14 protein-coding genes are annotated in these 13,147 nt (G+C 73.5%); 8 read left to right on the top strand and 6 right to left on the bottom strand.

The window, feature by feature from the left end; all coding sequences use genetic code 11:
- Positions 1-98 precede the first annotated feature (98 nt).
- From ABGB06_RS21455 to ABGB06_RS21445, 3 genes are all read left to right on the top strand, one after another.
- Positions 99-1,757, top strand: a complete 1,659-nt coding sequence (locus ABGB06_RS21455) for an NDP-hexose 2,3-dehydratase family protein (RefSeq protein ID WP_347591790.1) — start codon at positions 99-101, stop codon at positions 1,755-1,757.
- A gap of 218 nt (positions 1,758-1,975) precedes the next feature.
- Positions 1,976-2,959 (top strand): helix-turn-helix domain-containing protein, encoded by a 984-nt coding sequence (locus tag ABGB06_RS21450; RefSeq protein ID WP_347591788.1) that lies wholly within the window; start codon positions 1,976-1,978, stop codon positions 2,957-2,959.
- A gap of 138 nt (positions 2,960-3,097) precedes the next feature.
- Complete coding sequence (locus ABGB06_RS21445) at positions 3,098-3,328, top strand: hypothetical protein (protein ID WP_347591786.1); 231 nt, start codon at positions 3,098-3,100, stop codon at positions 3,326-3,328.
- Positions 3,329-3,340: 12 nt separating this feature from the next.
- On the opposite strand, the gene ABGB06_RS21440 is transcribed toward ABGB06_RS21445, so the two are convergent.
- Positions 3,341-4,147 carry a glucose 1-dehydrogenase gene (locus ABGB06_RS21440; protein ID WP_347591784.1) on the bottom strand — a complete coding sequence of 269 codons (807 nt, stop codon included), beginning with the start codon at positions 4,145-4,147 and terminating at the stop codon, positions 3,341-3,343.
- Between the two features lie 85 nt (positions 4,148-4,232).
- On the opposite strand from ABGB06_RS21440, the gene ABGB06_RS21435 reads away from it, so the two are divergent.
- On the top strand, positions 4,233-5,042 hold the full coding sequence (locus ABGB06_RS21435; RefSeq protein ID WP_347591782.1) for an AAC(3) family N-acetyltransferase: 810 nt from the start codon (positions 4,233-4,235) through the stop codon (positions 5,040-5,042).
- A gap of 103 nt (positions 5,043-5,145) precedes the next feature.
- Here ABGB06_RS21435 and ABGB06_RS21430 read toward each other — a convergent pair whose 3' ends face one another.
- Positions 5,146-5,745, bottom strand: coding sequence for a helix-turn-helix domain-containing protein (locus ABGB06_RS21430; protein ID WP_347591780.1), 600 nt, complete (start codon positions 5,743-5,745; stop codon positions 5,146-5,148).
- A 91-nt stretch (positions 5,746-5,836) separates the two neighbouring features.
- On the opposite strand from ABGB06_RS21430, the gene ABGB06_RS21425 reads away from it, so the two are divergent.
- Complete coding sequence (locus ABGB06_RS21425) at positions 5,837-6,505, top strand: DsbA family oxidoreductase (RefSeq protein ID WP_347591778.1); 669 nt, start codon at positions 5,837-5,839, stop codon at positions 6,503-6,505.
- On the top strand, positions 6,498-6,689 hold the full coding sequence (locus ABGB06_RS21420) for a hypothetical protein (protein ID WP_347591776.1): 192 nt from the start codon (positions 6,498-6,500) through the stop codon (positions 6,687-6,689). The genes ABGB06_RS21425 and ABGB06_RS21420 overlap by 8 nt, the downstream gene beginning before the upstream one ends.
- Positions 6,690-6,891: 202 nt before the next feature.
- Here the strand turns inward: ABGB06_RS21420 and ABGB06_RS21415 are convergent, their stop codons facing one another.
- The gene (locus ABGB06_RS21415; protein ID WP_347591774.1) at positions 6,892-7,857 is read right to left on the bottom strand and encodes a glycoside hydrolase family 43 protein; all 966 of its coding nucleotides are present in this window, start codon (positions 7,855-7,857) and stop codon (positions 6,892-6,894) included.
- Positions 7,858-8,066: 209 nt separating this feature from the next.
- Here ABGB06_RS21415 and ABGB06_RS21410 point away from each other — a divergent pair, with 209 nt between their 5' ends.
- Positions 8,067-8,711, top strand: coding sequence for a helix-turn-helix domain-containing protein (locus ABGB06_RS21410; protein WP_347591772.1), 645 nt, complete (start codon positions 8,067-8,069; stop codon positions 8,709-8,711).
- Positions 8,708-10,051, top strand: a complete 1,344-nt coding sequence (locus tag ABGB06_RS21405) for an MFS transporter (protein WP_347591770.1) — start codon at positions 8,708-8,710, stop codon at positions 10,049-10,051. Before ABGB06_RS21410 ends, ABGB06_RS21405 begins: the two co-directional genes overlap by 4 nt.
- Positions 10,052-10,081: 30 nt before the next feature.
- Here the strand turns inward: ABGB06_RS21405 and ABGB06_RS21400 are convergent, their stop codons facing one another.
- The 3 genes from ABGB06_RS21400 to ABGB06_RS21390 form a co-directional block, all read right to left on the bottom strand.
- Positions 10,082-10,510 (bottom strand): cupin domain-containing protein, encoded by a 429-nt coding sequence (locus ABGB06_RS21400; protein ID WP_347591768.1) that lies wholly within the window; start codon positions 10,508-10,510, stop codon positions 10,082-10,084.
- 54 nt (positions 10,511-10,564) lie between these two features.
- On the bottom strand, positions 10,565-11,473 hold the full coding sequence (locus ABGB06_RS21395; protein WP_347591767.1) for an aldo/keto reductase: 909 nt from the start codon (positions 11,471-11,473) through the stop codon (positions 10,565-10,567).
- Positions 11,474-11,611: 138 nt separating this feature from the next.
- Complete coding sequence (locus ABGB06_RS21390; protein WP_347591766.1) at positions 11,612-13,147, bottom strand: alpha-L-fucosidase; 1,536 nt, start codon at positions 13,145-13,147, stop codon at positions 11,612-11,614.

Genomic DNA, 13,147 nt, shown 5'->3' with positions numbered 1-13,147 from the left:
GCGGCCCGTCCCTCGGTGCGGACGTGGACGACGGTGCGGCGCGAGCGTCCCTGGGGCACGAGAGGGAGGCACGCCAACGCCGGTGCGAGGAGGCCGGGATGCGGGCGACCACGAAGACGGAGGCAGCGATGGCGGAGATGGAGGCAGCCCAGGAGGCGGTGGTGAAGGCGGACCCGGAGGCGGACCCGGAGGCGTCCAGGGAGGCGGCAGGACACGAGGCGATCGCGACGGAGCCGCGACGGGACGAGCCGCGGCCGGCGGCGCCTCCCGCGGAGCCGCGGCACCGCACGCCGCGCCGGACCGTGCGGCCGCGCGTGGACGCGGACGCGGCCGCGCGCGTCGCGCTGTCGGCCGGGACCACGGAGGGCGCGCAGCTCAGTACGTCGGACGTGCGCGGCTGGTTGGCCGAACGCGCCCTGGCGCACGCCTTCCGCGTGGACCGGATACCGTTCGCCGCGCTGGACGGCTGGTCGTTCCGCCCGGACACCGGGAACCTCGCACACCGCAGCGGCCGGTTCTTCACCGTCGAGGGCCTGCACGTCACGGAGGAGGCGGAACCCCACGGCGACGGGCCGTACGCCGACTGGTACCAGCCCGTCATCAGCCAGCCCGAGGTGGGCGTCCTCGGTCTGCTGGTCCGGGACGTCGGAGGCGTGCCGCACTTCCTGATGCAGGCCAAGATGGAGCCGGGCAATCCGAACCTGCTCCAGCTCGCCCCCACGGTCCAGGCCACCCGCAGCAACTACACCCGGGCGCACCGGGGCGGGCGCGTCCGCCATCTGGAGCACTTCGTCGGGCCCGGGCGGGGCCGCGTGCTCGCCGACGTGCTGCAGTCCGAGCACGGCTCGTGGTTCTTCCGGAAGTCCAACCGCAACATGGTGGTGGAGGCGGCCGGCGACGTGCCGGCGGGCGACGACTTCGTGTGGCTCACCCTGGGCCAGATCAACGAGTTGCTGCACGAGAGCAACGTGGTCAACATGGACGCCCGCACCGTGCTGTCCTGCCTGCCGCACCCCGACGACGGCGCCGGCGCGCTGCTCACGGACACCGAGTTGCTGTCCTGGATCACCGGGGAGCGCGCCCGGCATCACGTGCGGGCGGAGCGCGTTCCGCTCGGCGGCCTTCCGGGCTGGCGGCGCGGCACGCACGCGATCGAGCACGAGGCGGGCCGCTACTTCCGGGTGGTGGCGGTGTCCGTGCGGGCCGGGTCCCGCGAGGTCACCCGCTGGACCCAGCCCCTGTTCGAACCGGTCGGGCGGGGCGTCGCCGCGTTCCTGATCCGGGAGTTCGACGGCGTCCCGCACGTGCTGGCGCACGCCCGGGTCGAGGGCGGCTTCCTGGACACGGTCGAACTGGGCCCCACCGTCCAGTACACGCCGGACAACTACGCCCATCTGCCCGCGGCGGAGTGGCCGCCGTTCCTCGACTCCGTCCTGCGCGCCGTGCGCGCGGCACCCGACCGGATCCGCTACGCGGCCGTGCACGCCGAGGAGGGTGGCCGCTTCCGCAACGCCGAGAGCCACTATCTGGTGGTCGCCGCCGAGGGCACCGACGCCTCCGCGCACCCGCCACCCGGCTACGCCTGGGTCACCCCGCCCCAGCTGCGCTCCCTGGCGCGCCACGGCCACTACCTCAACGTCCAGGCCCGCACCCTGCTGGCCTGCCTCAACGCCGCGCCCGAAGCGACCGGACGAACCGATCGCGCGGATCGCGCGGATCGCGCGGATCGCGCGGATGGCGGCGGAACGCGCGCGTAACGCTCCGCGGCGCCCACTCGTCCGGGTGAACCTGGTCGACGGTGGCCGCGCCCGTCCCCGCGGCCCACCTCGGGTGACGTGCTCGTCCGGGAGCGCGGAGTGCCCGCGCCGGCGGCGACGTGGACACGAGGTGGACACGAGAATGGCCGGGGCGGCACGGCGTCCCCGTCAGCGGCCGCACCAGGACCGCGTTCCGATCCGCCCAGGGAGAGATCCGCATGTACGAGTCGGTGTTCCGGGCGCGCGACATCCCCGAGGCCGACCGGTTCGACCTGTGGCGCGCGTTCATGGCGGAGGCGGTCTGTCCGCAGGACATGAGCACCGACGACAGGAGTTCGTTCGACGCCGAGGCGCTCGTGCTGCGGCTTGGCGAGATCAACGTGTGGTTGGCCCGCAGCCAACAGGTGAGCTGGCAGCGGACCCCGAGGACGATCCGGGAGTGCGATCCCGAGTTCTACCATCTGAGCCTCACCCTGCGCGGGACGCTGTCGATCAGCCAGGCCGGGCGTTCGGCCGTGCACGGTCCGCACGACATGTACATCGTGAACACCTCGCGGCCGTGGGACTGCCACAACACCCAGGCCCGGGCGGTCTGCCTGGAGGTGCCCAGACGACTCCTGCCGTTGCCCAGCGCGAAGGTCGACCGGCTGGTCACCAGCCGGCTGTCCGGGCGGGACGGACCGGGGGCGCTGCTCGCCGGGGCGCTTCGCCGCCTCACCCGGGACACCGCCGCCTTCCGACCCGCGGACGGCCCTCGGCTGGAGACCGTGGTCCTGGACCTGTTCGCCGCGACCCTGGCGCACCGGCTCGACCTCGACGACGACCTTCCGCCCGAGACCCACAGCCGGTCCCTCGCCCTGCGCGTCCAGTCCTTCGCCAGGCATCGTCTCAGGGACCCGGACCTCACCCCCCGCGTCATCGCGGCGGCCCACCACATCTCGGTCAGCCATCTCCACCGGGTCTTCGCCGCCCTCGGCCACGCCACCACGCTCGCGGCCTGGATTCGCGAGCAGCGGCTCGAGGGCGCCCGGCGGGACCTGGCCGACCCGGTGCAGCGGCACACGACGGTGCGGCGGATCGCGGCGCGCTGGGGCTTCACCGAGGCGGCGGTCTTCAGCCGCGCCTTCCGGACGGCCTACGGCGTCTCCCCCAGGGACTACCGGCACCACGCGTTGGGTGACGGAGGCGATCCACCCGGCTGATGCGACGCAGAAACATGCGGGTGGAGACTCCACGCCGAGGACATCCCGCGCCACCCGGACCAGGCTGGTGGGTGCGCGCCGGAACGGCGCTCCCGCCGTGGCCGTGCGGCCCGACGACGAAGGAGTGGATGGAGCAGCATGAACACGCGTCACGCCCGGAGGGCATGCACCACAGAGCCGGGACGGCCGGCGTCGCCGGGCCGGCCGACGCCCGCGGTGGAACGCCACGGCGGCGCGGCGGCCGGTCGCGCACACCATCTCGCGCGGCGCGGGCGCGTCGCGGCCGACCAGTTCCTCCGCGGCGCCTGCTACTCCGCGGGCACGGCCGCGGTGGGCCTGCTCGTGCTCTGGATGCAGGCCCGCCGCTGAGCCCCTGCCCCGTCAGCCGGCCTTGGCCTGGGCGGAGATGCCGCCGTCCACGGGCATCGCGGTGCCGGTGACGAACGAGGCGCGCGGGCTGCACAGCCAGGCCGCCGCCTCGGCTATCTCCCGCGGGTCGGCCATCCGCTTCTGGACCTGCGGGGCGATGAACGCCTGCTCCAGATGCGGGTACTGCTGGACCGCGGCGTCGATCATCTCGCTCCGGGTGGTGCCGACCACCAGGGCGTTCACCCGGATGCCGCGGTCCCCGTACTCGGCCGCCGCCGCCCGGGTGAGCCCGATGATGGCGTGCTTGGCGGCGACGTACGGCGCGGAGGCGCCGGTGGCGTACCGGCCGGCCGTGCTGCTGGTGTTGACGATCGACCCGCCCCGTCCCGAGTCGAGCAGCACGGGCAGCTGGTGCTTGAGGCAGTGCCAGACGCCGCGGACGTTGACGTCCATGGTGCGCTCGTAGACGGCGTCGTCCGTCTCGTGCAGGGACGGTTCGAGGGTGGCGTAGCCCGCGTTGTTGAAGGCGCAGTCGAGTCCGCCGAAACGGGACACGGCGGCCTCCACCACGCTGCGCACGTCGTCGGAGACGGTGACGTCGCCGGGCACGGCCAGCGCGCGGCCGCCCTCCGCGGTGATCTCCGCGGTCACGGACGCCAGTTGATCCGCCCGACGGGCCATCAGCACCACCGCGGCGCCCTCCCGCGCGAACAGCCGCGCCGCCGCGGCGCCGATCCCGCTGGAGGCGCCCGTGATCATCGCGACCTGGCCCGCGAGCAGGCCGGATCCCGTCCCCGTGGTGATTCGTTCTTCGGTCATCCGCCGAGCCTACGCACCGGCGCGGGCCGGAAGAGCCGTCAGAATCCAGTGGCACGCGAATCTCGCGGTATGCAGGATCGCTGTCATGTCGATGACGCCCCTGGCCGGTCCCTTGTGTACGCGCGAATCACTCGCCGCCGAACTGCGTGAGTTGGGCGTTCTCCCCGGTGAAACCCTTCTCCTGCACTCCTCCCTCAGCTCGCTCGGCTGGGTCTGCGGCGGTCCCGAGGCCGTCGTTCGGGCGCTGCTCGACGTCCTTGGTGACGACGGGACCCTGGTGGTCCCGACGCACTCGGGGGACAACTCGGATCCGGCGAGATGGGGCCATCCGCCGGCGCCTGAGACATGGTGGGCGGATATCCGTGCATCGATGCCGCCCTATGACCCGCGCACGACACCCTCCCGCGGTGTCGGTGTCATCCCGGAAACGGTCCGTACCTGGCCGGGCGCCGTCCGCAGTGCCCATCCGCAGACCTCCTTCGCGGCCCTGGGGCCGCGCGCCACCGCGATCGTGGACGGCCACACGCTGGACTGCCAGCTCGGCGAGCGAAGCCCGCTGGCCCGCCTGGAGGAAGCGGAAGCGCGGATCCTGCTCCTGGGCGTGGGCTTCGCGACGTGCACGGCGTTCCATCTGGCCGAGTACCGGATTCCGGCGCCACAGGTCGACAACTCGTTCGCGGCCATGACCCCGCGGGGACGCCGCTGGAGTACCGTGCGTGACGTTTCGATCAGCGATGAGCGCTTCGGTGATCTGGGGGCGGCCTTCGAGAAGGAGCGGCCGGTGTTCCAGGGCAAGGTGGGCGCGGCCGAGACTCGGCTGTTTCCCCTGGCTGACGCCGTCGCGTTCGCCGAGGTCTGGCTGGCCGAGCACCGGCCGCGTGCCGCCTCGACCTGACGTGCCGCTCCGTCGCCGATGGCACGGGTGACGGGCCAGCCCTTCGGAGTTTCGAGATCACTCCATACCGTGTTCCCGGTCGGGCGGCCGGCGGCGCCGCGCCTCAGCGGGCGTCGGTGGCGCGGGCTTCTGCCGCCCGGCCGGTCCATGCGGAGTCCAGGGAGCGCGTCAGGACGCGTCGCCATCCGGGGGGCGCGGCCGCTTCGCGGTTGGCGGTGCCGGCCATCCACAGCAGGCAGAACAGGTCCTCACCGGTGAAGCCGGGGTCGAGGGAGCCTTCCCGGTGGGCCTGGGCGACCAGGTCGTTGCCGAGGGAGGAGGAGACCGCGCAGGTCTCGACCAGGGCGGTCGCGTCGGGGAAGCGCCGCATGATCGCGTCGTTGAGGGCAGGATCGTCGTGCTGGAGGTCGATCATGCCGTGCACGAAGGTCTCCAGCCGCTCCCGCGCCGTCGCCCCGGCCGCCACCCGCTCGCCCAGCTCCCTGAGCCGGCTGCCCGCGATCTCGGGGATGACCGAGTCGATCAGGGCCTCGCGGGTCCCGAAGCGGTTGTAGAGGGTGCCGACGCTCACGCCGGCGACCTTGGCGATCTCCTCCAGCGGGGCGCCGAGACCCCTGGCCGAGAAGACCTCCAGCGCGGCGGCGCGCAGCTTGGCCATGTTGTCCCGCGCGTCGCGCCGCAGCGTCCTCGCCCGTGCCGCCATGTCCACTCCCACGCATCTTGAATGCACCCTCAAGTTCAGTGTTACCGTTCATCTTGAGGCACTACTCAAATTACCGGAGGCTGACCCCTTCATGGAACCGACCACCACCCCGACCCCCACCCGCCTGACGGTCGACGTCTGGGCGGACGTGCTCTGCCCCTGGTGCTACCTGGGCGAACAGCGGCTGGGCCGAGCGATCGAGGCGTCCCCGCACGCCGAGCACATCGAGCTGAGGGTGCACACCTTCCAGCTCGACCCGCAGGCGCCGGCCACCATCGTGCCGACACTGGAGTACCTGGCCAAGAAGTACGGGGCGGCTCCCGCGCAGGCCCGCGCGATGGAACAGGCGATGGCCGACAAGGCCACGGCCGAGGGCCTGCGCTACGAGGTCGACCGCCCGGCGAGCAACACCCTCGACATGCTGCGCCTGGTCCATCTCGGCGACGAGCACGGCGTCGCCTTCGACTACCTGCGCGCCATGCAGGCGGAGGTCTTCAGCGGCAACGAAACCGCCTTCGCGCACGACACCCTGATCCGGCTCGGCGAAGGCCTCGGCATCCCCGGCGACGCCGTCCGCGAGGTGCTGGCCACCGACCGCCACGCCGACGCGGTGCGCGCCGACCACGAGCAGGCCGTGCGCCTGGGCGCCACCGGTGTCCCCTTCACCGTGCTCGGCGAGCGGCTGGGCATCCCCGGCGCCGTCAGCACCGACCAGTACACCGCCGCTCTCGACCAGGCATGGGAGCAGGTCCATGGATGACCAGGCACACGCCACACCCGTGCCCCTCCAGTTCCTGACCAGCCAGGCCGAGGGCCTGTGCGACCCGGCCACCGGCGTCTGCGCCGTCCCCGGCGCCCCGACACCCGGCACCTCCCCGACCGAGAGCGCCGGCGCCGCCGCGCACCCCGACGGAGCAACGGCCGGTCTCCCGACCGACGGCTGACCGACGCGCGGCGCGCGGCGACGCACGACGTCGCCACGGTGCCGCTGGTCTCCTCCAACGACCCCGGCCGCCTCTTCGAACAAGGAGCGGTTCGAGGCGGAGGCCCACGCCGGGGCCGACGGCGCCTTCGACCTCGTGGAGGACGCCGGGGTCACCGAGTGCTACCGGACCGACGGCGCGTGGGCGGTCCGTCGGACAACGCCTAGCCCACCGAGGGGAGGCCGCCGGTCCAGGTCAGTGGGGCCACGAACATCCCGCGCACCAACGGGTCCTGGCTGAGCACGCCGTGGAAGACGAGCCAGTCCCCTGACCCGTCGCCGACCACGTCCTGGCCGCCGGGGCCGGTGACGCCGCCGCTGGTCTCGGTGGTCAGCAGCGGCTCGGCGGACTTGGTGTAGGGCCCGGTGAGCGCGGACGAGGTGGCGTAGCCGACGAAGTAGCTGCCGTCGCCGTAGAAGCCGGCGGAGTACATCAGCACGTAGGTGCCGTCGCGCTTGACCAGCGTCGGGGCCTCGATGAGGCCCTGCTCCTCGGGCCGGTCCTGCTTCAGCAGCCGGGCCGGCTCGCCCTCCAGGGTGAGGCCGTCGGCGGAGAGCCGCTGCAGGTGCAGCCAGGTGTCCATGCCCACGGCGTTGCCGTCGTTCTTGTACAGCAGGTACGTGGCGCCGTCGTCGTCGGTGAAGGTGGCGGCGTCGATGGCCCCGCCCTCGTTCGCGGGGCAGACCAACGGCCCGTCGCCGACCGGCTGGAAGGGGCCGGCGGGCGAGTCGGACACGGCGGTGCCGATGCACTGCCGGTCCGAGGCGACGTCCCGGGCGGTGTAGTACATGACGAACGAGCCGTCGGCGCGGCGGGAGACCTCGGGCGCCCAGGTGAGGCCGGTGCGGGCCCAGGCGCCGAGGGTGGGCAGGGCGTCGCCGCCCCGGGTCCAGGTGCCGTTCACCGAACTGGCGCTGGCGGTCTGCACGTTGGCGCCGCCGGCGTTGGTGGCGTAGGCCCAGTAGGTGCCGTCCGCGGCGACGACGTCGGGATCGGGGAAGTCGGTGTCGATGACGAGCCGCGGCGCCGCCGCGCCCTGCGCGGAGGGCGCGGCGGTCAGCAGCGCGACGAGCGCGAGGGCGCCGGCGGCGATGAGCAGGCGACGGGGCTTCGAGAACGTCCTGAGCATGCGGGGCTCCAGTGCGGCCGCGGTGGGGGACGGTCACATGCCGGGATTTCTAACGATGTAAACCGTGCGGCCATCGTGTATGAGAGCACAGGCCCCCAGCACTGTCCACCCCCCTCGCACCGGCTCCGGACCGTCGCGTCCGGGAGTTTCCAAAAGGGTTTTTGCAAAAGTACTTTTGGAAACTCCCGGACGGCCCTACCCTCTCCGACATGGTCAGTGACGAGCGGGTGCGCGTACTCGATCCCGAGCGGGACGCGGCAGCCCTGAAAGCCCTCACCCACTCCCTGCGCATCCGACTGCTCGGGATGCTGCGGCAGGACGGCCCGGCCACCGCGAGTGAACTCGCGGTCAGGACCGGGGAGTCGTCTGCTTCGACCAGTTATCACCTGCGGGTGCTGGCGAAGTACGACTTCGTCGCCGAGGCCGATCACCGTGACGGGAGGGAGCGCCGCTGGCGGGCGGTGCACTCCCGGACGACCTGGAGCAACAGGGCCATGGAAGCCTCGCCGGGAAGCCGAGCCTGGGTCGGCGTGGCGCGCAGGACCCAGGTCGAGCATCTGGAGGCATCCCTCGTCCGGCACGAGGCCGACATCGCTGCCGGGCGGCTGGGCCAGGAGTGGGTGGAGCCGTCCCGGATCCGCGATCTGGTGCCCCGGCTGACCCCCGAGTCGCTCACCGAACTCTGGGAGGTGCTCGACCGGAAACTGGAGGAACTGGCCGCCCGGGACGCGGGCGATCCGCGCGCGGCGCAGGTCGTACTCGTCGCGGCCGGGCTGCCCCTGGCACCGCGCGACCCGGGTGCCGCACCGGAAACCTCCGCCTCCACCGGGGGAGCTGCCGAGGACGCCTCGTGACGGGGTGGCCCGACTCCCGCACCGCGGGCCGCCGCTACGTCACCGTCAACGTCCTGTTCTGGCTTCCGCTGGGACTGACCATCGCTCCCCTGATCCTGCTGTTCACCGAGCGCGGCATGGCCATGGCGGCCATCGCGGGCTTCTTCGCCGCGCACTCCCTCACCACCGCCGCGCTGGAACTACCCACCGGAGGGCTCTCCGACGTCCTCGGACGCCGTGTTGTCCTGGCCGCCGCCGGCCTGTTGAACCTGGCCGCCCTCACCCTCCTGGGCCTGAGCGGCACCCCCCTGCTGCTCGGCCTCGGCATGGCCCTGCTGGGCGCGGGCCGCGCCCTGTCCAGCGGGCCGGCCGAGGCCTGGTACGTCGACACCGTGCAGGCGCACCACGGCCCTGGCGCCGAACTGCGCCGCGGCCTGGCCCGCGGCTCCTCCGCGACATCCGCGGCGCTCGCGACCGGCACCCTGCTCGGCGGCGCCCTGCCCTGGGTCCTCGGGCTCGGTCCCGATCTGGGGGCCTGGCTGAGGGAGGCGACGTCCGGCCTGGTGCTGCCCCTCTCCGTCCCGCTGTTGCTGGGCGCGGCGGTCGACATCGTCCTCGTGGTGTACGCCCTGACCGCTCTGCCGGAACCGCCCCGGCCGACGGCCACCCTGCGCGAGGTACTCCGGGGCATCCCCGCCACCGTCTCGGGCGGGTTGCGCCTGGGTGGACGCGACGCGCTGGTCCGCCGGATCCTGCTCACAGCGGGCGCCACCGGCAGCGCCCTCGCCGCGATCGAACTGCTCACCCCGGGCCGTGCCGCGGCCCTCACCGGCGCATCGGAGTCAGGCGCCGTGCTGTTCGCCGCGCTCGCCTGCGCCGGTTTCGTCTGCGCCGGTGTCGGCAGCCACCTCGCTCCGCGCCTCGCCCGGCTCGCGGGCGGCGGCGAACGTGCGGTACTGGTGAGCCTCGGCACCGGCGCAGGCGGCCTGCTTCTGCTCGGCGCCACCGCGGCGTTCACGGGAGTGGGCTCCCTGGTCCTCGCCGCCGGCGGCTACGGTCTGGTCTACCTCGGTCTCGGCGCGGCGGGGCCGAACAAGAACGACCTCCTGCACCGCCGCGTGGCGAGTTCCGGCCGGGCCACCGCGCTGTCCGTGCAGTCTCTCGCCCTGCAACTGGTGGCGGCGCTCACCGGCCTGATCGTCGGCATCCTCCCGCCGGGCCCGCTGCCCTGGCTGCTGGGAGGCGCCGCGCTGTCGGCAGGAGCTCTCCTGTGGGTCCACCGGAGCGGACCCACAGCCCGGACCCCGCTGGCCGCGGCTCAGCCCCGTGCCGTGTCGGGCTCCGAGCTCCGAGAGCTCTGAGAGCTCTGACGGGCGTGGGCGCGGGGTCGGTCACCCCGCGTCGCAGGCGGGCCGGGCCGCGTCCTGGGAGTACGGGGCGCCGTGCGGCAGCACGTAGAGCGCCTGGATCACCAGGGGTTCCGTGCCCAGGTTGCGGCCGATGTGGGTGTGGTCGGGCTGCTCGGCGATCGTGGTCCCGGTGGGGTAGACGCCGTCCGACGCGCACGAGGAGTCGAAGTGGCTCAACGTGCCCCCGGTGATGAGGCCGTAGACCATCCCGTCGTGGTAGTGCCAGCCGGTGTCCTGGCCCGGCGGGATGACGATCTCCCGGAGCACGTAGTCGGTGTCCCCCACCGTCTTCTCGGCGATCACCCGGCCGGTGACGCCGGGTCCCGGGGGCGTGGCCTGGGCGACGCCGGGCGTCAGTAACGCGGCGACGAGCGCGGCCCCTGTCAGTGTCCTACGAATCTTCGTACGCATGGCGCCATTCTCCCCACCCGTTCGCGCGCGGGGTCGCCGACCGGCCACGGGCCGTCAACCGACGGGCAGCGGCAACGCCGGATCCAGGAGCGGCTCGTCGACGAGGGCGTGCCACATGGCGTCGGGAATGTCGTGGCGGAACAGCGCGGCGTTGGCCCGCACCTCCTCGGGGGTGCGGGCGCCGACCACCGCGCCGGCCACGGCCGGATGGCCGAATCCGAAGCGCAGCGCGGCGGCCGGCAGCGGCACCCCGTACCGCGCGCACACCGCGGCGATCCGCTGCGCCTTGGCGACCAGGGCCGGCGGCGCGGCGCGGTAGTCGTAGGGCGCGCCGGGCCGGGGGTCGGCGAGCAGGCCGCTGTTGTAGACGCCGCCGAGCACCACGGACGTGCCGCGCCGCTCGCAGAGCGGCAGCAGCTCGTCGTGCGCGCGGGCGTTCAGCAGCGTGTAGCGCCCGGCGCAGAGCACCACGTCGACGTCCAGGTCGGCGACGAACCGGGCCAGGGCGGCGGGGTCGTTCATGCCGAAGCCGATGGCCTTCACCACCTTCTCCTCGCGCAGCGCGGCCAGCGCGGGGAAACCGGTCTCGTACACCTCGCGGACGTGGTGCTCGACGTCGTGCAGCAGCACGATCTCGACCCGGTCGGTGCCGAGCCGGCGCAGCGACTCCTCCAGGGTGACCCGGATGCCGTCACGGCTGAGGTCCCACTCCCGGGTGCGCCGGGCGCCGTCGCCGCGCAGCCGGCGGGCCACCTTGGTGGACAGCACGTACCCGCCGCGCTCCCGCCCGGCGAGCGCCCGGCCCAGGCGCTCCTCGGAGACGCCGGTGCCGTAGTGCGGCGCGGTGTCGAGGTAGCAGCAGCCGGTCTCCAGCGCGGCGTGGACGACGGCGGTCGCCCGGCGTTCCGCGCCCGGTGTGGTGTCGTCGCCGAGTGAGGCGCAGCCGAGGCCGAGGGGCGGCACGAAGACCCCCGTGGTGCCGAGTTCCCTCGGCCCCCTCGGCGGTTGGGTCGGCGTCGCCCCCCGCCTCGTCGCCTGCTTCGTACCCTGCGTCGTTCCCTGTGTCGTCGTTCCCTGCCCGGTTCGCGGTGTCATGGGACGTCACACGATGCGGAGGACCTGGGCGTACGGCGTCGGCGGGGCGGCCGGCAGTTCGACCCGCAGCGCCTCGGCGTCGCGTTCGAAGGGCAACGGTCCGCCGGCGCCCAGCAGTTCAACGCGCCGGGGCGGGCGGACGAGATGGCCCGCTGCGGTGCCGAGGCTGGTGAGCACGGCGTGGCCGTCCTCGGGCCAGGCCATCAGGTACGCGTAGAGCGTCTCGCCGCGGCGGGTGAAGCGCACGTCCCGCGGGGTGTAGGTCAGCGCCTTCTCGCGCGCCTTGGCGCCCTCGACCCGGGTGGGGCCCTCGCCGTACACGTGCCACGGGCGGCTGTCGAAGAGCGCCTCGCCGCACACGTCGGTCCAGGCGGCGAGGCCGTCCAGCACGGCCGCCGTCTCGTCGTCGATGGTGCCGTCGGGCAGCTGCGGCACGTTGAGCAGCAGGCAGCCGTTCTTGCTGACGGTGTCGACGAGCAGGTGCACGATCTCCTCGGCGGACTTGTAGCGCTCCCCCTCGCTGTAGTACCAGTCGCCGATGCTGGTGTCGTACTGCCACGGCCGGGCGTCGGTGTCGCCCAGCTGGTGGCGCTCGACGTCGAGCAGCACCGCGTCCCGGTCCTCGTCCGGGATCGTCTTGATGCTGACCACGCCCTCCGGCACCGCGGCGTAGTAGCGGGCCAGGAACTCCAGCCCGCGCGGGCTGGGGGGCACCGCGGGGCAGACGCTGCCCTCGTCGAACGGCATCCTGGCGTCGTCGAGGTAGACCAGCTCGGGCGCGTACCGCTCGGTGACGTCGCGCAGCCGGGCGTAGAAGTCGTCGACGAAGTCCGCGCGGGGCGGATCGCCGGGGCGGCGCGGCGGGCCGTAGAGCTTCCGCGGGTCCATCCCCTCCCACCAGGTGCCGCGGCCGTCCTCGGCGGTGAGGTGCCCGTCGTACGGCTCCCCGGCGCGCGGCCCGTCGGCGTCGGCGGCGAACGCCGCGTTCAGCCACCGCCAGGTCCACGAGCCGGCGTGCATGCTGACCCCGAACCGCAGCCCGGCGCCCCGCGCGGCGGCGGCCCACCGGGCGACGATGTCGCTGCGCGGGCCGACGTTGACGGCGTTCCACGGCTGGTGGGTGGAGTCCCACAGGTCGAAGTTGTCGCAGTGCGCGGCCATGGAGACGAAGTACCGCGCCCCCGTGCGCCGGAACCGCTCCATCAGCTCCTCGGGGTCGAACTTCTCGGCGCGCCACAGCCGGCACAGGTCCTTGTGGCCGAAGTCCGCGGGGTGGCCGAAGCGTTCGCGGTGCTTGGCGGTCTGGCGCCGGGAGCGCTTCTGCTCGAAGTCCTCGGTCCCCTCGAACGGGCCGTAGAGGTGGCGGGCGTACCAGTCGCCGGACATCGCCGCCGACTGCGGACCCCAGTGCGACCAGATACCGAGCTTGGCGTCCGGGAACCAGGCCGGGATGCCGTGGCCGCGCAGGGAGTCCCAGCTCGCCGCGTACGGGCCGGTCGCGTCGTCGGTCCCGCGGGGATCGGTTATGCGGGGATCAGTCAT

This window comes from Streptomyces sp. B6B3 (assembly GCF_039871525.1).
Classification (GTDB): domain Bacteria; phylum Actinomycetota; class Actinomycetes; order Streptomycetales; family Streptomycetaceae; genus Streptomyces.
The sequence above is the reverse complement of the archived record's forward strand: the minus strand, read 5'-3'. Positions and strand labels throughout refer to the sequence as shown.